Genomic DNA, 19,087 nt, shown 5'->3' on the forward strand with positions numbered 1-19,087 from the left:
CTTTGTATGCCTTCGCACTTTTGATCAAAATTTCCCTATCGATTACAGCTCGACATGGTGGTTTTGTTGTTCAGAACCCAGATGACGCTCCAAATCAGACAAAATCTGCGTCAGACCATGACGGACTTCTTCTGCATTGGCGGCAGGATTGCCGTTTGCATCCAAAGCACCACGGCTGAACGTATCAATATACGGTTCAAATGTATCTTTCAGTTTCAATAACTTAACTACATCTGAGCGCGTATATCGATCGCCACCGTATCCAATCACAACATTATTTTCATGTTGCCATTGGGCAAACTGAGCCGGGCTGATTTGCACCAATTGGCACATCTCATCCAACGTAAAATAACGCTTGGCAGGAATAACCGGATTATTGTTGTTTGTCATAGTAATGCTCCACCATGCCTTTGAGTTTTTGGCTGGCATGGAAAGTTACCACACGGCGTGCGGTAATCGGCACTTCTTCGCCTGTTTTAGGGTTACGGCCTGGGCGTTGAGGTTTGTCGCGCAATTGGAAATTACCGAAACCGGAAATTTTAATTTCTTCACCACGCGCCAAAGTGCTGCGGATTTCTTCAAAAAAGAGCTCGACGATTTCTTTGGCATCATTCTTGGTGACGTTGCTGACTTTGTCGACCAAAATATCAGCCAATTCTGCTTTAGTTAGTGTCATGTGTTTACCTTCATTCAAACTGGTGCAATTATTACCAAAATTCTTTTAAAAATCAAGTCCTCACCAAAAAATCAAATATTATTGGTGATTTTTGGCGACAACTTTTATCTTATTTTAAGCGCGAAGCTGTGCGTCTTTTTCGGCTGCCGCTTTAATCATTTTCGCCACCAAAGGCTCGATGACTTCATCTGTCAGCGTGTTTTCCATATCTTGCAAAATGATTTTGACGGCAACGCTCTTCATTCCTTCAGGCACGCCCGTACCGCGGTAAACGTCAAACACGCTGATTTCTTGAACCAGCTTGTTCGCCGCCGCTTTCAGGGCATTTAACAAATCATCATGCGTCACAGCTTCAGGCATTACAAATGCCAAATCTCGGCGTGCAGGTTGGAATTTGGATACAGACTGATAACGGGTTTTCTCACGACCCAATACCGCATCCATATCGATTTCAAATACCAGTGGCGCTTGTGGCAAATCATATTTTTGCAGCCATTTCGGATGCAACTCGCCAACAAAACCAACTACTCGGCCGCCTGAAACAATATTGGCGGCACGTCCAGGATGCAATGCCGGATGTTCGTTCTTAACAAAGGATACTTCCTTGTTTTTCAAAAGGCTCTCAACATCGGCTTTCATATCGTAGAAATCTACGTTGCGTGTTTTCTCACCCCATTGCTCAGGCAACACGGAGCCATACCACAAACCGCCGATACGTTCGTTTTGAACAAATTGATCAGCCGAATCTTTGCTGAACACACGGGCAATTTCAAATACGCGTACGCGGTTTTGCTTACGGTTCAAATTGTTTTGCAAAACTTCCACCAAACCGCCGATAAGCGTAGAACGCATGACGGCATACTGAGCCGCCAACGGATTTTGCAGGCGGATAGGATTAGTATTGGCAGCAAAGTCTTGCTCCCATTGCTCATCCACAAACGCATAGCTGACCACTTCGCGGTAACCGCGAGCCGCCATTTCGTTATAAACCGCAAAACGCGGACGTTTGGTTTCAGGCAAAGCCAACATTTTCAGACGGCCTGAAGTATAGTCGTCAGGAATATTTTCATAACCGTAAACGCGGCCGATTTCTTCAATCAAATCGGCTTCGATTTCGATGTCGAAACGGAAGCTAGGAGAAGTGACACGGAAGCCTTCTGCAGTTTTCTCAGGCTGCAAACCCAAGTGTTGCAAGATAATTTCGACTTGCTCGGCAGGGATTTCAACGCCCAATACCGTTTTCAGACGGCCTAAACGCAATTCGACCTGTTTTGCCTCGGGCAATTTTCCTTGTGCCTCAACCATTTCACCGGCTGCACCACCGCAAATCTGCAACACCAATTCGGTGGCACGCTCAATGGCATCAGCTTGCAAACGGTAGTCCACGCCACGTTCAAAACGGAAAGAAGAATCCGAGCCAAAACCGTATTGACGGGATTTACCGGCAATAATCTCCGGAGCAAACCAAGCAGCTTCCAACACAATATTTTGTGTCTCATCAGAAACCGCGCTTGCCTCGCCGCCCATCAAACCAGCCAAGCTCAACGCACCTTTTTCATCAGCGACCACCAGTGTATTGTCAGCCAAAGTAACCGTCTTCTCGTTCAGACACGCCAAAGTCTCGCCATTTTGAGCACGGCGGACAATCAAACTGCCTGACAGCTTGTCAGCATCGAAAACATGCATAGGCTGACCGATTTCCAGCATGACATAGTTGCCGATGTCCACCAATGCGGAAATGCTGCGGATACCGCTGCGTTCCAAACGTTGTTTCATCCAATCAGGAGTAGCCGCTTTCGCATTAACATTTTCAATAACGCGGCTGATAAAACGACCGCAGTCGGCCGGTGCATCAATACGGACAGCCTGTTTTTTCTCACTGCCGATAGAGGCTGTCTGAATTTCAACAGGCGTAAACGCACATTGAGTCAACGCAGAAACCTCACGCGCAATGCCCTTAACACTCAAGCAATCAGCGCGGTTAGGCGTAATTTTCAACGTAAACAACGTATCGTCCAAATCCAAGTATTCGCGGATATTGGTACCGACAGGCGCATCTTCAGGCAGAATGTGCAGACCGTCTACACCATCATCTGGCAAACCCAGTTCATTGGTCGAACACAGCATACCGTTTGATGGTACGCCGCGCATTTTAGTCGGCTTAATTTTAAAGTTACCCGGCAAGACTGCACCCGGCAAGGAACACGGCACTTTAATTCCCGGCTTGACATTCGGCGCACCACAAACAATCTGAACCAACTCGCCCGTACCGGCATCAACTTGGGTAACGTTCAAACGGTCTGCATCAGGGTGTTTTTCAACGGATTTTACTTCGGCAACAACCACGCCACTAAAAGCAGGGGCGGCAGTATCGATTTCTTCCACTTCCAAACCGGCCATGGTCAAAAGATGTTCCAGTTTATCGGCAGAAAGATCAGGATTGGCTTGGGTTCTCAGCCATGAGTAGGAGAATTGCATGTTATGTTCTCAATTAACTAATTAACTTTTGTTTTATCAGATTTTGTTTTCAGACGACCTGTTTATTTAGGAGCACAGGCTGCTTTTTAACTTTGTTGGGGGCGTTGCTTTCAGGTAGCCTTTTCAAACCTTAAGTAAAAACAATAAATATTGTTACAAACCACGCCAACAAGGCATAGCCTAAGGTGACACTGACTGTAAACGCCACACGCTCCCACCTTTTGAACCACGGCATCAACCAACTGCCGATCACGGTGACAAAACAGGATACAACAAACGCGGCAGATCCATAATTCGACCACCTTATTGCACCTTCCATATCGTCGCCGGTCATAATTTTCAAATCGGCTAACGCCAAAGCACGATTTTCGCAATATATGGACAGAAGCCACAATGCAAAAGCAAGCGTATAGCAAACGGATGGGGCAATATAGCGTTTCATGATTTAGCTTTCTGCGGTGCAGACTGCTTTTTCATTTTTAGACAACCTGCACGATCATTTTGCAAACTGCTTCAAAAAGTTCAAATCATTATCGAAGAACAAGCGAAGGTCATTGACGTTGTAGCGCAACATGGCAAAGCGGTCGAGACCGATACCGAAAGCGAAACCGGTATATTTTTCAGAGTCAATATTCACATTTTTCAACACGTTAGGATGTACCATACCGCAACCGCCGACTTCCAACCATTTGCCGTTTTCGCCCATAATGTCGATTTCGGCAGAAGGCTCGGTAAACGGGAAGAAAGACGGACGGAACCGTACTTGCAGATCATCGCGTTCAAAGAAGCGACGGATAAAGTCAGTGAACACTGCTTTTAAGTCGGCAAAAGTTACTCCCTCTTCCACCCACAAACCTTCGGCTTGATGGAACATAGGCGAGTGAGTGGCATCACTGTCCACACGGTAAACGCGGCCGGGAGCAATAATACGGATAGGCGGTTCTTTTTTGTCGAGCATATAGCGGATTTGAATAGGCGAAGTGTGTGTACGCAAAACGTCACCGTTTTCAACGTAGAAAGTATCTTGCATCGCACGCGCTGGGTGATTTGCAGGAATATTCAAGGCTTGGAAATTATGGAAATCGTCTTCGATTTCAGGGCCGTCCGCCACTTCAAAACCCATACCGTGAAACAGCTCGACCACACGTTGCAAAGTCAAAGTAACTGGATGCAAACCGCCATGTTCTTGCGCACGACCCGGCAAAGTAATATCCAAGGCTTCTGCAGCCAATTGAGCTTGCAGTTTGGCTTCATTCAGGGCATCGCGTTTGGCATTAAAGGCCGTCTGAAACTGATTTTTGCATTCGTTGATGTGCGCGCCTATGGTTTTACGCTCTTCAGGAGACATTTGACCCAAAGTTTTCAAAAGTCCGGTCAATTCGCCGGTTTTACCAAGATAGCGTGCTTTAATTTGTTCTAAGGCATTGAAGTCTTGCGCGGCTTCAATAGCGGCAATACCTTCTGCAACGATACGGTTTACATTTTCCATAGTGGTTTATCGTCTGTTTGTTGATGGCAGGCCGTCTGAAACAACAAAGCCGTCTGTTGGATTTGATTGCAAACCCGTTCAGACGGCCTTTTGTCTTACTGCGGCCAATCCGTTTGATAAGAGAGGCCTATTTTATCGCAAATTAGTATAAAAAAATAGAGTTTAAAGAAAGAAAATCAACTACATAGGATTTCTTTAAGAAAAGAAAAAAGGAAGCATAAGCTTCCTTTTTAAATAATCTTATCGAATTAAGCAGCCAAAGCAGCTTTAGCTTTTTCAACCAATTGTGCAAATGCAGCTTTGTCGAATACAGCCAAATCAGCCAATACTTTGCGGTCGATTTCGATAGCAGCGCGTTTCAGGCCGTTCATGAATTTGCTGTAAGACAGACCATTTTCACGGGCACCTGCGTTGATACGAACGATCCACAGTTGACGGAATTGACGTTTGCGTTGGCGACGGTCACGGTATGCGTATTGACCGGCTTTCATTACCGCTTGTTTGGCAACACGGTAAACGTTTTTACGACGACCGCGGTAGCCTTTGGCTAACGCGAAGACTTTTTGGTGACGAGCACGAGCGGTAACACCGCGTTTTACGCGTGGCATATTCTAAACTCCTTAAGCGTAGGGCAACATTTTAGCAACAGAAGCCAAATCGCGTGAATCCACCATAGCGGTGCCGCGCAATTGACGTTTAGTTTTAGTGGTTTTTTTGGTCAGGATATGACTTTTGAACGCATGACCGCGTTTCACACCACCGTTACCCAGTACTTTAAAGCGTTTTTTCGCGCTAGACTTGGTTTTCATTTTAGGCATTGGAAAACTCCATTCGTTATTAGATAAGGTATAAGGGGTTTTGAAATAAATTTCAAACACTTGTATCCCAAAATACCACGGTTTTTGCCGCTAATTAAACCTTATTCCGAGCGGCAATCGAAATAAGCCTTGCATTATAGCTTTATTTTTTCTTAGGCGCAATCATCATCACCATTTGGCGGCCTTCCATTTTAGGGAAGGACTCGATTTGTGCCACTTCAGCCAACTCTTCTTTTACGCGTTCAAGCAGTTGGGCGCCCAATTGTTGGTGGGCCATCTCACGACCGCGGAAACGCAATGTCACTTTGACTTTGTCACCATCGGCGAGGAAACGGTTGATGTTGCGCATCTTGATTTGATAGTCGCCTTCATCAGTACCCGGACGGAATTTAATTTCCTTAATTTGTACCTGCTTTTGGTTTTTCTTGGCTTCGTCGCGCTTCTTGGCTTGTTGGTATTTGTATTTACCGTAATCCATCAGTTTGCATACGGGCGGTTTGGCAGTCGGGGAAATTTCTACCAAATCGACATCTTGCTCTTCGGCCATAGCCAGAGCTTCACGAACTGAAACGACACCAAGCTGATCGCCTGACTCACTGATTAATCGCACTTCTTTGGCGGTAATTTCACCATTGATTCGTGCTTCGCGTTCTTGAGCGATGATGAATACTCCTATAAAAATTAATGATTGACGAGGGCATCAGTGATTTCTTGCTGCAATTGCGCAATAAAATCATCTACATTCAAAGAACCCAAGTCTTCTGCTTTGCGGCGTACCGCAACTTTGTTTTCTTGTTTCTCTTTATCGCCGACAACGATTTGATAAGGGAAACGGTATTGGCTATTGTCGCGGATTTTGTAACCGATTTTTTCGTTACGCAAATCCAATTCGACACGGAAGCCTGCCGCCTGCAATTTGGCAGCCACTTCGCGACAATAATCTGCTTGGTTCTCGGTGATATTCATAATCACCATTTGAACCGGAGCAAGCCACAATGGGAATGAGCCTGCATGGTTTTCAATCAGAATACCGATGAAGCGCTCCAACGAACCCAAAATAGCACGGTGCAACATTACAGGACGCGCACGGTCGTTGTTTTCAGTTACATATTCGGCATTCAAACGCTCCGGCAATACGAAGTCCAACTGCAGGGTACCGCACTGCCAAGAGCGACCCAAGGCATCTTTGACATGATATTCAATCTTAGGACCATAGAATGCGCCTTCGCCAGGCAATTCTTCCCACTCTACACCGCAAGCGGTCAATGCATCACGCAAACCTTGTTCGGCCTTATCCCAGACTTCGTCAGAACCTGCACGTTGTTCAGGGCGGAGGGACAACTTCACAGCAACATCATGGAAGCCGAATTGTCTGTAAATGCGAACAAGCAATTCATTGAATGCACGTGCTTCATCAACGATTTGATCTTCGGTACAGAAGATGTGCGCATCATCCTGCACAAAACCGCGAACACGCATCAGACCATGCAACGCACCGCTTGGTTCATTGCGGTGGCAAGAACCGAACTCGGCCAAACGCATTGGCAAATCGCGATATGAGCGCAAGCCGTTATTAAAAATTTGTACATGACCCGGACAGTTCATCGGTTTAACCGCGTATTCACGTTTTTCGGAACTGGTCACGAACATATTGTCTTTATAGTTTTCCCAGTGGCCAGATTTTTCCCAGAAGGTTTTATCCATAATCTGAGGTGTTTTCACCTCTTTATAACCAGCAGCATTCAGTTCTTTGCGCATATGCTGCTCAATCACTTGCCACAAAGCCCAGCCTTTAGGATGCCAGAACACCATGCCCGGTGCTTCATCTTGCAGGTGGAACAAATCCAATTGTTTACCCAGCTTACGGTGGTCGCGTTTTTCCGCTTCCTCGATGCGTTGGATATAGGCTTTTAGTTCGTCTTTACTTGCCCAAGCCGTACCGTAAATACGTTGCAACATTTCATTATTGCTGTCGCCGCGCCAGTATGCACCTGCCAGTTTGGTCAGCTTAAAGTTTTTCAAGAAACGGGTATTGGGAATGTGAGGACCGCGGCACATATCGACGTATTCTTGATGATGATACATACCCATTGCTTCCACTTCAGGCATGTCTTCAATCAGACGTAATTTGTACTCTTCGCCGCGATCTTGGAAAATTTTGACGACTTCTGCACGAGGCGTCATCACTTTAATGACGTCATAGTCTTGTGCAATCAACTCCTTCATGCGCGCTTCGATAGCGGCCATATCATCAGGCGTAAATGGTTTTTCAGTCGCAATATCGTAATAGAACCCGTCTTCAATGACCGGGCCGATAACCATTTTGGCATCAGGGTAGAGCTGCTTGACCGCATGACCGACCAAGTGCGCGCAGGAGTGGCGGATAATTTCCACGCCTTCTTTGTCTTTTGGCGTAATGATTTGAACATGAGCATCTTCAGTAATCGGATCGCAAGCATCCACCAATTTACCGTTAACCTTGCCCGCTACCGTTGCCTTTGCCAGACCTGCACCGATAGACGCTGCAATTTGCGCCACGGTAACGGGTGATTCATATTGGCGGACCGAACCGTCCGGCAAGGTAATGTTCAACATCAGAAAGCTCCAAAACATTAAAAAATAACGGCATAAAGCCGTTATGGAAATTTGGTAGGCACAATTGGACTCGAACCAACGACCCCCACCATGTCAAGGTGGTGCTCTAACCAACTGAGCTATGTGCCTTCATCTAAGTCGCTTATTGTAACGAAGCGTGTTCCCTTTTGCAAGCATCTGTAAATACTTTTCAGACGGACTGAATATTTTTGTTTGATTTATACCTCATTATTCTATCTCCTCCGTCATTCAGGCCGTCTGAAGCATTGTTTTGACAAAGATAAAATCCAGCCGTCAACCAACGAAAAATCCTTTATAATCTGCCCTTTCATTTCGCACACACGCGAACGTCCAATCTATTATTACTATGCTCAAATTTACCTTGCACAAAAAAGACGGTCATGCCCGACGCGGCACTTTGGAACTGAACCACGGCAAAATCGAAACGCCGGTATTTATGCCGGTCGGCACATATGGTTCGGTCAAAGCAATGAACCCGCAAAACCTGCATGACATCAAAGCACAAATCATCTTAGGCAACACTTACCATCTGTGGCTGCGCCCAGGTTTGGAAGTCATCGAACAATTCGGCGGCCTGCACGAATTTATAGGTTGGGATAAGCCGATTTTGACCGACTCGGGCGGTTTTCAAGTATTTTCGTTGTCCGACATGCGCAAGCTGACCGAAGAAGGCTGCACATTCCAAAGCCCGATCAACGGCGACAAACTGTTCCTCTCGCCCGAAGTGTCGATGAAAATCCAAACTGTGTTGAATTCTGACATCGTGATGCAGTTGGACGAATGCACCCCTGGAGAAGCAACGCACAGCCAAGCGCAAAAATCGCTGCAAATGAGCCTGCGCTGGGCGGAACGAAGCAAAAAGGCTTTTGAAGACCTGAAAAACCCAAATGCGCTGTTTGGCATTGTACAAGGCGCGATGTATGAAGATTTGCGTGAAGAATCGCTGAAAGGTTTGGAAGAGCTCGACTTCCCCGGCTTAGCCATCGGCGGCTTGTCCGTTGGCGAACCTAAGCCCGAAATGTACCGTATGTTGCGCGCTGTCGGCCCTATCCTGCCGGAACACAAACCACATTATTTGATGGGCGTCGGCACGCCTGAAGACTTGGTGTACGGCGTAGCACAGGGCGTGGATATGTTCGACTGCGTTATGCCTACCCGCAATGCGCGTAACGGCTGGCTGTTTACCCGTTTTGGCGATTTGAAGATCAAAAACGCCAAACACAAACTCGACAAGCGTCCGATTGATGAAAGCTGTACCTGCTACGCCTGTCAGAATTTCAGCCGCTCCTACCTGCATCATCTGCACCGTGTCGGCGAAATCTTGGGCGCACAGCTCAACACCATCCACAACCTGCACTTCTACCAAGTCATCATGGCAGAAATGCGCGAAGCCATCGAACAAGGTAAGTTTGCCGATTGGCAGGCGCAATTCCATGAAAACCGCGCCCGCGGTGTGGATTAATCCTTTTAAAGGCCGTCTGAAATCAGGTTTTAATTCAAACTGTTTTTCAGACGGCCTCAATATTCTTTATTAATAAAGCACAATCATGTCCCGTTTCCATACCGAACCTCCCTTAGCCTACACCGCACAAAACCGTACCGCCGTCCTGCTGCTCAACCTCGGCACGCCTGATGCGCCCACTGCTGCCGCAGTCAAGCCTTACTTGAAAGAATTTCTGTCTGATCAACGCGTTGTCGAACTGCCCAAGCTCCTATGGCAACCGATATTGCGCGGCTTGGTATTGACTTTTCGTCCAAAAAAAAGCGCGCATGCCTATGAAAAAGTTTGGTTTAAAGAAGGTTCGCCGCTTGAGGTTTACACACGTCGCCAAGCAGAAGCCCTGGCCAAACATTTGCCCGATGTCATCGTCCGTCATGCCATGACTTACGGCAACCCAAGCGTTGCCGATGTTTTGGCGGAACTCAAAGCCCAAGGCGTGGGCAAATTGCTGGTCATTCCGCTCTATCCGCAATATGCCGGTTCTTCTACCGGCGCGGCTTTGGACAAAGTGTTTCAAGAGTTATTGCTGCAACGCAACCAAATGAGCGTCCGCACCGTCTCCCGTTATTACGACGATGCCGCCTATATTCAAGCCATGAAGCAGCATATTGAAGCCTATTGGGCCCAAAACGGACGCGGCGAAAAACTGATGTTGAGTTTCCACGGCATTCCGCAAAAGCATCATGACTACGGCGACCCCTATCCTGACGAGTGCCACCATACTGCCAAACTGCTGGCGCAGGCATTGGGCTTGGCCGAACAAGAATACATCGTTTCTTTCCAAAGCCAGTTTGGCAAATCCCAATGGGTCAAGCCCAGCACGCAATCCCTGTTTGACCAGCTGCCGAAACAAGGCACAACCAAACTCGACGTATTCTGCCCCGGCTTCTTGGCCGACTGCCTCGAAACCATGGAAGAAATCGCCATTATGGGACGCGAACAATTCCACGCCGCAGGCGGCAAAGAATACCGTTACATCCCCTGCCTCAACGATTCCGCCGACTGGATTGCCGCACTTGCACAATTAAGTCGGGCCAATCTGCAAGGCTGGATTTGACCTAAACCAAAGGCCGTCTGAAAAATCCACTTTCAGACGGCCTTTAGCGTTATCATCAAGCTATTAAAACGCAAACCAAGCGTGTAGCCATCAAAAACAACACTACTCAAAAAGGAACACATCATGACTGCACTCCGCCCTATCTTGCTCCTTCTGACCGCACTCAGTATCCCAACCGCTTTTGCCGCTGATGCCGCGTTGATGAGCAAAGGACAAAAAATTTACGAAACCAACTGCGCTGCCTGCCACGGTAAAAAAGGTGAAGGTCGGGGTGCCATGTTCCCACCTTTATTCCAGTCCGACTATATCAATAAAAAACCGCAAGTGCTGTTGCAAAGCATGACCAAAGGCATCAACGGCCCGATTAAAGTAAACGGCAAATCCTACAACGGCTTCATGCCTTCTACCGCCATCAATGATGCCGATGTTGCCGCCGTTGCCACTTACATCATGAACGCCTTCAATAATGGCGGCGGTACGATTACTGAAGCAGATGTCAAAAAATCTCACGGGAAAAAATAAAACGTCTCTCCCCTAAAGGCCGTCTGAACATTTCAGACGGCCTTTTCGATACGGAACACATTTTCGTTTCTATATTTATGGTTACGCAACATCAACAAACATACGCAAAAAACCGTCAAACCAAAAAAAGCATATGCGTTTTGTGTTAAAGTAAACATTATTTAACGGCTGTTTTGCGTCCAGGTCGTCTGAAAGGTTTTCTGTTATGAACTTTTTCCGCAAGACTGTTTTATTTCTAGTCGTCCTCTCCATATTTGCCGCCTGCGGCTCCTTTATTTCCCAATACGTTTTGGGCATGAATCCGTGCGTATTGTGCATCCTGCAACGCTTGTGCGTATTGGGTGTCGGACTGTTGGCCATTGTTACGGCATTCAGTTCTCAATCTTCCAAATTTGCCCGCTCGCTCTCGGCATTATTGATTGCCGCCCCGGCCGTTTACGGCGCCGGTGTCGCCGCCTATCAAATTTGGCTGCAAAGCCTGCCGCCCGGCACCGCCCCTTCTTGCGGCGCACCTTGGACCTTCCGCCTGCGCGACTGGCCTTTGTTCGATTGGTTTGAACCCATCGTCCGCGGCTTTGGCAACTGCGCCGAGCCGGACTATCTATTCGGCGTTGCCCTGCCGGTGTGGAGTATTTTGTATTTCAGCTTCGTGGTATTGCTGCTGTTTTGGGCTTGGTTGAAAACCAGAAAAATCTGATTGGTTTCGATATAAAAAGGCCGTCTGAAATTTCAGACGGCCTTTTGTTCTTTAAACTATTATTCCAAATTCAACACGGCAGAAGTGTAAACATCTTGTACGTCGTCCAAATCTTCCAATGCGTCAATCAGTTTTTGCATCTTAACCGCATCTTCGCCGCTCAACTCAGTTTCGTTTTGGGCGCGCATGGTAACGTCGCCGTCAACAGATTTATAACCTGCCGCCTCCAAAGCCGATTTTACACCGGCCCAGTCGTTTGGCGCGGTAACCACTTCGATGGAACCGTCGTCGTTAGTGATGACGTCTTCCGCACCGGCTTCCAAAGCCGCTTCCATCAGCGCATCTTCGTCAACGCCCGGTTCAAACACCAAATAGCCTTGATGAACGAAGTTGAACGCTACGCAGCCGTCGGTACCCAAGTTACCGCCGTTTTTAGTGAACGCATGGCGCACATCGGCAACGGTACGGGTTTTGTTGTCGGTCAGACAGTCCACCATCAAAGCCGCGCCGCCGATGCCGTAGCCTTCGTAACGTAACTCGATGTATTCCACGCCTTCCAGATTGCCCGTACCTTTATCGATGGCACGTTGCACGTTGTCTTTAGGCATATTGTTTTCAGCGGCTTTTTCCAAAGCCAGGCGCAGGCGCGGGTTTGCGCCGGGATCGCCGCCACCCATGCGGGCAGCAACGGTAATCTCTTTAATCAGACGGGTAAAGATTTTGCCGCGTTTGGCATCTTGTCGGGCTTTTTTGTGTTGGATATTTGCCCACTTACTATGGCCTGCCATGTTGATTCCTTTCGTTTTTTCACGCGTTGAGGCGGAATTTGCTTCATTTGTAAGGCGTGCATTTTATCATAAGTTGCCTTTAGCCAAAATATTCAGACGGCCCAAACATTTGCAAAAACAGGCCGTCTGAAAACAAAGAAACCCTTTTTAAATAAAGAAGCACATTTACGGCAAACCTTAGTCAGTTTTTCGTTTTAATTCACGAAGGTTTACGGTATGATGACAAAATCGGTCAAAATTGTTAACAACTTAACCGGTATCGAATGGCAAAACGGCCTGCTCGCCGATATTGCCAACCGCGAAAAATGAGTGGGAGTAGTTACCCGTATCATTTTATTTTTATTGTTTTTATTAAAGGTTTTATTATGGAAGAAATATTGTCTGCTCTGGTGGGTGCAGTCAATCAGGTTCTTTGGGACTACCTGCTGATTTATGCCTTAATCGGCATCGGCCTGTTTTTTACCCTGTACTTAGGAGCACCGCAAGTGACCAAATTAGGGGCGGGTTTCAAATCCGTTTTCGGCGGCTTGTTCAGCAAAAAAGACAAAGACCACGAAGGCAAATCCCTGTCTCAATTTCAAGCACTTGCCGTGGCGATTTCCGCGCAAATCGGTACCGGTAACGTTGCCGGTGTCGCCACTGCAATTACTGCCGGCGGCCCGGGTGCCATTTTTTGGATGTGGTTGTCTGCCATTTTGGGCATGTCTACCATTTTTGCAGAAGCCGTTTTGGCGCAAAAATACCGCGTGGTCAGCCACGGCAAATACATCGGCGGCCCTGCGTTTTACATTACGCACGGCCTGACCCCGAAAATTGGCCGGGGCGCGGCACGTTTCCTGTCCGGCTTTTTCTCCATTGCCTTGATTATCGCGCTGGGCTTCATCGGCAACGCAACCCAATCCAATTCCATCGCTTCGGCCATGAATTTGGCTTTCGATATTCCCCCGATGGCTGTCGGCATTGCTTTGGCGGTATTCGCCGGCCTGATCATCATCGGCGGCATCAACCGCATTGCCGGTATCGCGCAATTTGTCGTGCCGTTTATGGCGGTGATTTACATCTTGTGTGCCGTGATTATTTTGTTCAAATTCTCCGACCACATCATCCCGATGTTCCACAGCATCTTTGTCGCCGCCTTTAATCCTGAAGCGGTATTGGGCGGTGCAGCCGGTATCGGTATGCGCGAGGCAGTCCGCTTCGGTGTGGCACGCGGCCTGTTTTCCAATGAAGCCGGTATGGGTTCGACCCCGCACGCTCATGCGACCGCCAACGTCAAACACCCTGTGCAACAAGGTATGGCCGCGTTTATCGGTATTTTTATCGATACACTGATGGTTTGCACGGCAACCGCGCTGATTATCCTGCTGACCGATGCCAACCTGTCCGGCGAAACCGGCGCTGCGGTTACCCAACTGGCGTTTAACAAGGCCTTCCCGGGTTTCGGTTCGCAACTGCTCGCCGTCTGTCTGACCTTCTTCGCCTTTACCACCATCATCGGCTGGTACTACTTCGGCGAATCCAATATCCGCTTCCTGTTCCGCGGCAAACACTTGGGCATTTACCGCGCACTGGTTTTGGTGGCCATCGTATTGGGTACATTGGGCAAAGTGGATTTGGTTTGGAGTATGTCCGATATGTTCAACGGCTTTATGGTCTTGCCGAACTTAATCGCCCTCTTCCTGCTGCGTAAGGAAATCCGTGCGGTTTACGACGATTATCTGGCGCAAACCAAAGCCGGCAAAGAGTTGACCTACAATTATGAATTCCACGAATTTCACGACAAAAACCCAGGTTAACGACAAACAAAAACCTCTCAGTCAACCTGAGAGGTTTTTTATTTCAGGCCGTCTGAAACTACAACACATAAAAATAAATGCTGATAAATTGCGTCAAACTACCTGCCAAGACAAACAAGTGCCAGATACCGTGGCCGTGGCGGATTTTCGTATCGTTGATAAACCAATAAATCCCCGCGCTATACAATCCGCCGCCCAACACCAGCCAAAATAATCCGCCTGCCGAAAGCGACTGTATCAGTGGCCATACCGCCACCACAATCAGCCAGCCCATCAACACATAAATCACCATCGACAGCAGCCGTTTCTCGCTTTTGCGTCCAATCGTCAGCTCCTGAACAATGCCCAGCAAAGCCAGCCCCCACGACACGCCGAAAAGCGACCAGCCCCAGCCGCCGTGAAGGGTAATCAGCGTAAACGGCGTATAGCTGCCTGCAATCAAAAGATAAATCATGCAATGATCGACCTTTTGCAAAATTGCCTTGGCCTTCGGCTGTGGAATGCTGTGGTATAAGGTTGAGCCCAAATACAGAAGCAGTAGGCAAACTCCGTAAGTCAGTGCACCGGCAATCCGATAGCCGTCCGCCGACTCTACCGCTTTCACCAGCATCAGCACCAAGGCCGCCACTGCCAACAAGAAACCGGCCAAATGGCTGTAAGCATTAAATCTCTCGCCGTGATACATAAACCATTCTCATTTCTAAAAAACCAAAGTGTACGCGAAGACAGAGGCTTCGTCAGAGAAATCGGTTTAAAAATAAGTTAAAGCGCAAAGGCCGTCTGAAAAACACGGCCTTGCAATATAACAAAAACATCTTTGCAACAAACAAACCATTCTTTCCCTTTTTCAGACGGCCTCACTAAAGTATCGACTATCGCCAAGATTGCAAAGAGAGAAAAAATGTCCATCCAAAACCATCACCTCGACTGGCTCGAAGCCGAGTCTATCTACATTATCCGCGAAGTGATTGCCAATGCCCAAAACCCGGCCCTGCTGTTTTCCGGCGGTAAAGACTCCGTCGTATTGCTGGCGCTTGCCGTCAAAGCCTTCCAAGTCAAAGGCCGCCCGCTGAAGCTGCCGTTCAAACTCCTGCACGTCGATACCGGCCACAACTACCCCGAAGTGATTCAGTTCCGCGACGATACGGTCGCCCGCACCGGTGTACAACTTGTAGTCGGTAGCGTAGAAGAATCCATCCGTAAAGGAAGCGTCGTCTTGCGCCGCGAAACCGATTCTCGCAACGCCGCCCAAGCCATTACGCTGGTTGAAACCATTGAGGAACAAGGCTTTGATGCGTTGATGGGCGGCGCACGCCGCGATGAAGAAAAAGCGCGCGCCAAAGAACGCATCTTCTCTTTCCGCGACGAGTTCGGCCAATGGGATCCTAAAAACCAACGTCCTGAATTATGGTCGCTCTACAATACGCGCCTGTTCCAAGGCGAAAACATGCGCGTGTTCCCGATTTCCAACTGGACGGAATTAGACATCTGGCAATACATCGCACGCGAAAAACTCGCCCTGCCGCCGATTTATTACACCCACAAACGCGAAGTCGTCGAACGCAACGGCCTGCTCGTTCCCGTTACCCCGTTGACCCCAAAACGCGAAGGCGAAATTGCCCAAATCCGTGATGTCCGTTTCCGCACTGTCGGCGATATTTCCTGCACCTGCCCTGTTGCCAGTACCGCCGCCACACCCGAAGACATCATTGCCGAAACCGCCGCCGCGACCATTTCCGAACGAAGTGCCACACGCATGGACGACCGCGTATCGGAAGCGGCAATGGAAGAGCGCAAAAAACAAGGCTATTTCTAAACTGTTTTTTTCAGACGGCCCATATATATTTCAAACCCGAACAACACGGCAAAGCCATCCGCCCCTGCCGTGTTGTTTGCTTTATTATTCTTGCAAATATCATTTAACAACAAAAGCTTAATTAAAAATCCTTACCAAGCGACAAACAATAAAACATAAACAAACATGGTATAATAAACACTTTCAGGCAGAGATTTAGACAAAAGTCTCAGGCCGTCTGAAGGAGGAGAAACATGAACCGACGCGTTTATATCGTACATGGCTTTGAAGGCAATCCGCATGGCAACTGGTTTGACTGGCTTTGCGCCCAAATCAAAAGCACCGGCGCACAAGCAATCTCCCTCGCCATGCCCAATCCCGACAAACCAAGCACGACCGCGTGGCAGTTTACCCTTGACCAGCACATTGGCAAGCCCGATGCCCATACCTTCCTAGTCGGCCACAGCCTCGGCTGCATTACCCTCCTTCACTTCCTCAGCCGCCAACAGCCGCAAAAAATCGGCGGCCTGTTGCTTGCCGCAGGTTTTGCCGATACGCTGCCGCCCTTACCTGCGCTCGATGCCTACATTAAAGCAGCGTCGCCCGATTTCGACATCCTGCGCAAAATCGACATGCCCAAACACTGCCTGGTTTCCGACAACGACACCCATGTTCCGCCCGAACTGACTTTGGACATGGCGGCCAAACTCAAAAGCCCTGTTACCCATATTCCCGAAGGCGGCCATTTGATGGCTTCAGACGGCTTTACCCAGCTGCCGCAGGCTTGGGAAGCGCTGAAACCCATGTTGACCGAATAAACGCACAATATAATCCGGTTTTCAGACAGCCTTGTCTGTCTTTCCTCCCCATAACAGGCCGTCTGAACAACAATAAAAAAACAACCTGCCTTTTCAAGCAGGTTGTTTCTTTTTATGCCTCATTGACGGCAAATTTAATATTGCACCGTCCATTCGATCTCGCCGCCGGCCCTCATCGGTACAAGCTCGCCATCGCCGTAAGGTACGCTGGCAGGTACGGTTTGCGTTTGTTTGAGCAATGTGATGGTATCGGAATTTTCAGGCAGACCGTAGAAACGCGGGCCGTTTTTAGAAGCAAAGGCTTCCAGTTTGTCCAACGCGCCTGCTTTCTCAAACACTTCGGCATAAAGCTCGATGGCGGTCATCGCGCTGAACATACCGGCGCAACCGCAAGCATTTTCTTTGGCAGTTTTGGCATGTGGCGCAGAATCCGTGCCGAGGAAGAATTTGTGCGCCTTATCGCCGGTAACGGCGGCAACCAAAGCCTGACGGTGGGTTTCGCGTTTGAGTACAGGCAGGCAGAAATGATGAGGACGCACGCCGCCGACCAAAAGGTCGTTGCGGTTGAGCAGCAAGTGTTGCGGCGTAACGGACGCGGCCACATTATCGCTGGCTTCCAATACCAGTCGGGCAGCCTCGGCAGTGGTGATGTGTTCAAACACGACTTTAAGATTCGGCACTTGCGCCAAAACTGGCTTCATCACGCGCTCGATAAAGGCGGCTTCGCGGTCGAAAATATCAATTTCAGCATCGGTCACTTCGCCGTGAACCAAGAACAAAATGCCCTGTTTCGCCATTTCTTCCAACACGGGAATCAGCTTAAACAAGTCGGTTACGCCGGAATCGGAATTGGTGGTCGCGCCTGCCGGATAGAGTTTGAAAGCCACAATACCGGCAGCCTTGGCTTCGCGCACGAGTTCGGGAGTGGCATTATCGGTCAAATAAAGCGTCATCAACGGCTGGAAGGTGCTGCCTTCGGACAGGGCGGCCATAATGCGCTCTTTGTATGCTTTGGCATCGGCAACGCTGACAACGGGCGGCTTCAGGTTGGGCATGATAACCGCGCGGCCCATTTGTCGGGCGGTGTACGGGGCAACGGCTTTGAGCGCGTCGCCGTCGCGCAGGTGTAAGTGCATATCGTCGGGGCGGATGATGGTCAGGGTTTGCATAGCTTACTTTCGAGTGGTTTGGTTTGATAATGTTTCAGACGGCCTTTATTCGGCGGTAACGGTTTCTATCGATTTGATATTTCAATCGTCAACTGATCTAAGGTAAAACGGCGGCCTTATTGTCGTAAGAATGATGGGTCAAATAAAAAACAGCCTGTACCGGAAAATGCTCGGACGACGTTGTTTTGACAGTCAACAAGGTTTCTTTCGGACTGCCGGACGCGCGCCATGCATAGGAAATCTGACGCATAGGCAACGGGGTTTCCGCCAAATTATCGGCACGCAACTCAGCGTTCAAACCTTGCGGCGGATTTTCTGCCAAAGCCAAAAATTGTTTGAAAATCAGATGGTCGTCGGCTTTAGCTGTGCGCACGCTACAACTGTCTTCAGTCAGGCTCAAATAATAATCCGCGCCGTTTACCGTTTTTTTCCAAATGCTTAATGCCTCCAAATCAATCATTCCGGCAGGCAAATCGGCAATATCTTTTTTCGACAATAAAACCAGTTTGTTGGCATTGGCAAACTCGCCGACAAGGGCAGCATCGCCGTCTGCGGCTACACAGCTTTGGCGGAACAAGTCGGTTACATTTTGGGCATAATCGGCAGCGTTCTGCGGCGAAACGCCTTCATTGCCGCATGCACTCAGGCAGACGGCCAATACAGCGGCAGACAACGCGATGGCTTTAGACATTTCAGACGGCCTTTATTTGTGTTTCAACACCAGCTTGAACACGCCGTCGGCCTCGCTCGATTCCAACAAAACATGTCCGGTCTGACGGCAAAACGCTTCAAAATCGCCTGGAGCGCCGCCATCGGTGGCCAATACGGTCAGCACTTCGCCCTCCTGCATTTGCGCTAAAGCTTTTT

The 19,087-nt window shown here is 48.7% G+C and carries 21 protein-coding genes and 1 tRNA gene; 7 read left to right on the forward strand and 15 right to left on the reverse strand.

The window, feature by feature from the left end; translation table 11 throughout:
• Positions 1-42: 42 nt before the first annotated feature.
• From HMPREF2608_RS07560 to HMPREF2608_RS07605, 10 genes are all read right to left on the reverse strand, one after another.
• Complete coding sequence (locus HMPREF2608_RS07560; protein WP_004519475.1) at positions 43-390, reverse strand: hypothetical protein; 348 nt, start codon at positions 388-390, stop codon at positions 43-45.
• On the reverse strand, positions 374-676 hold the full coding sequence (locus HMPREF2608_RS07565) for an integration host factor subunit alpha (RefSeq protein ID WP_003680933.1): 303 nt from the start codon (positions 674-676) through the stop codon (positions 374-376). The genes HMPREF2608_RS07560 and HMPREF2608_RS07565 overlap by 17 nt, the downstream gene beginning before the upstream one ends.
• Before the next feature lie 114 nt (positions 677-790).
• Complete coding sequence (gene pheT / locus HMPREF2608_RS07570; protein ID WP_070826507.1) at positions 791-3,154, reverse strand: phenylalanine--tRNA ligase subunit beta; 2,364 nt, start codon at positions 3,152-3,154, stop codon at positions 791-793.
• A 130-nt stretch (positions 3,155-3,284) separates the two neighbouring features.
• Positions 3,285-3,596, reverse strand: a complete 312-nt coding sequence (locus tag HMPREF2608_RS07575) for a hypothetical protein (protein ID WP_070826508.1) — start codon at positions 3,594-3,596, stop codon at positions 3,285-3,287.
• 54 nt (positions 3,597-3,650) lie between these two features.
• Entirely contained in the window at positions 3,651-4,643 is a 993-nt protein-coding gene (gene pheS, locus HMPREF2608_RS07580) for a phenylalanine--tRNA ligase subunit alpha (RefSeq protein WP_070826509.1), read from the reverse strand.
• Positions 4,644-4,891: 248 nt separating this feature from the next.
• Positions 4,892-5,251, reverse strand: coding sequence for a 50S ribosomal protein L20 (gene rplT / locus HMPREF2608_RS07585; protein ID WP_003675502.1), 360 nt, complete (start codon positions 5,249-5,251; stop codon positions 4,892-4,894).
• A 12-nt stretch (positions 5,252-5,263) separates the two neighbouring features.
• On the reverse strand, positions 5,264-5,461 hold the full coding sequence (rpmI, locus tag HMPREF2608_RS07590; protein WP_003675505.1) for a 50S ribosomal protein L35: 198 nt from the start codon (positions 5,459-5,461) through the stop codon (positions 5,264-5,266).
• A 142-nt stretch (positions 5,462-5,603) separates the two neighbouring features.
• A complete protein-coding gene (infC, locus tag HMPREF2608_RS07595; protein WP_079453677.1) occupies positions 5,604-6,125 on the reverse strand; it encodes a translation initiation factor IF-3 in 522 nt (173 codons plus the stop codon).
• 17 nt (positions 6,126-6,142) lie between these two features.
• Positions 6,143-8,056: a threonine--tRNA ligase gene (thrS, locus tag HMPREF2608_RS07600; protein ID WP_070826594.1), complete on the reverse strand. Its 1,914-nt coding sequence runs from the start codon at positions 8,054-8,056 to the stop codon at positions 6,143-6,145.
• A gap of 52 nt (positions 8,057-8,108) precedes the next feature.
• Positions 8,109-8,185, reverse strand: a tRNA-Val gene (locus tag HMPREF2608_RS07605).
• A 238-nt stretch (positions 8,186-8,423) separates the two neighbouring features.
• Between HMPREF2608_RS07605 and tgt the strand changes: the two genes are divergently transcribed.
• The 4 genes from tgt to HMPREF2608_RS07625 all read left to right on the forward strand — a co-directional run bounded on the left by tgt (position 8,424) and on the right by HMPREF2608_RS07625 (position 11,854).
• Complete coding sequence (gene tgt / locus HMPREF2608_RS07610; RefSeq protein ID WP_070826510.1) at positions 8,424-9,539, forward strand: tRNA guanosine(34) transglycosylase Tgt; 1,116 nt, start codon at positions 8,424-8,426, stop codon at positions 9,537-9,539.
• A gap of 85 nt (positions 9,540-9,624) precedes the next feature.
• Positions 9,625-10,635, forward strand: coding sequence for a ferrochelatase (hemH, locus tag HMPREF2608_RS07615; RefSeq protein ID WP_070826511.1), 1,011 nt, complete (start codon positions 9,625-9,627; stop codon positions 10,633-10,635).
• Positions 10,636-10,758: 123 nt separating this feature from the next.
• The gene (locus HMPREF2608_RS07620; protein WP_070607853.1) at positions 10,759-11,157 is read left to right on the forward strand and encodes a c-type cytochrome; all 399 of its coding nucleotides are present in this window, start codon (positions 10,759-10,761) and stop codon (positions 11,155-11,157) included.
• A 205-nt stretch (positions 11,158-11,362) separates the two neighbouring features.
• The gene (locus tag HMPREF2608_RS07625; protein WP_070826512.1) at positions 11,363-11,854 is read left to right on the forward strand and encodes a disulfide bond formation protein B; all 492 of its coding nucleotides are present in this window, start codon (positions 11,363-11,365) and stop codon (positions 11,852-11,854) included.
• 59 nt (positions 11,855-11,913) lie between these two features.
• On the opposite strand, the gene HMPREF2608_RS07630 is transcribed toward HMPREF2608_RS07625, so the two are convergent.
• Positions 11,914-12,642, reverse strand: coding sequence for a YebC/PmpR family DNA-binding transcriptional regulator (locus HMPREF2608_RS07630; protein ID WP_070826513.1), 729 nt, complete (start codon positions 12,640-12,642; stop codon positions 11,914-11,916).
• Between the two features lie 365 nt (positions 12,643-13,007).
• Between HMPREF2608_RS07630 and HMPREF2608_RS07635 the strand changes: the two genes are divergently transcribed.
• Positions 13,008-14,438 (forward strand): alanine/glycine:cation symporter family protein, encoded by a 1,431-nt coding sequence (locus HMPREF2608_RS07635; protein WP_070826514.1) that lies wholly within the window; start codon positions 13,008-13,010, stop codon positions 14,436-14,438.
• A gap of 58 nt (positions 14,439-14,496) precedes the next feature.
• On the opposite strand, the gene HMPREF2608_RS07640 is transcribed toward HMPREF2608_RS07635, so the two are convergent.
• Positions 14,497-15,123 carry a PAQR family membrane homeostasis protein TrhA gene (locus HMPREF2608_RS07640; protein ID WP_070826515.1) on the reverse strand — a complete coding sequence of 209 codons (627 nt, stop codon included), beginning with the start codon at positions 15,121-15,123 and terminating at the stop codon, positions 14,497-14,499.
• Positions 15,124-15,321: 198 nt separating this feature from the next.
• Between HMPREF2608_RS07640 and cysD the strand changes: the two genes are divergently transcribed.
• Complete coding sequence (gene cysD / locus HMPREF2608_RS07645) at positions 15,322-16,254, forward strand: sulfate adenylyltransferase subunit CysD (protein WP_084824612.1); 933 nt, start codon at positions 15,322-15,324, stop codon at positions 16,252-16,254.
• 233 nt (positions 16,255-16,487) lie between these two features.
• Positions 16,488-17,051 carry an RBBP9/YdeN family alpha/beta hydrolase gene (locus HMPREF2608_RS07650; protein ID WP_049322739.1) on the forward strand — a complete coding sequence of 188 codons (564 nt, stop codon included), beginning with the start codon at positions 16,488-16,490 and terminating at the stop codon, positions 17,049-17,051.
• Between the two features lie 134 nt (positions 17,052-17,185).
• On the opposite strand, the gene pyrC is transcribed toward HMPREF2608_RS07650, so the two are convergent.
• The 3 genes from pyrC to HMPREF2608_RS11160 all read right to left on the reverse strand — a co-directional run.
• Positions 17,186-18,220, reverse strand: a complete 1,035-nt coding sequence (pyrC, locus tag HMPREF2608_RS07655) for a dihydroorotase (protein WP_070734627.1) — start codon at positions 18,218-18,220, stop codon at positions 17,186-17,188.
• 97 nt (positions 18,221-18,317) lie between these two features.
• The gene (locus HMPREF2608_RS07660; protein WP_070734629.1) at positions 18,318-18,911 is read right to left on the reverse strand and encodes an NMCC_0638 family (lipo)protein; all 594 of its coding nucleotides are present in this window, start codon (positions 18,909-18,911) and stop codon (positions 18,318-18,320) included.
• A gap of 12 nt (positions 18,912-18,923) precedes the next feature.
• The coding region (locus HMPREF2608_RS11160) for a sulfurtransferase TusA family protein (RefSeq protein WP_141761482.1) at positions 18,924-19,087 on the reverse strand (164 nt) is incomplete at its 5' end.

Source organism: Neisseria sp. HMSC064D07, assembly GCF_001837185.1.
In the GTDB taxonomy this organism is placed as follows: domain Bacteria; phylum Pseudomonadota; class Gammaproteobacteria; order Burkholderiales; family Neisseriaceae; genus Neisseria; species Neisseria flavescens_C.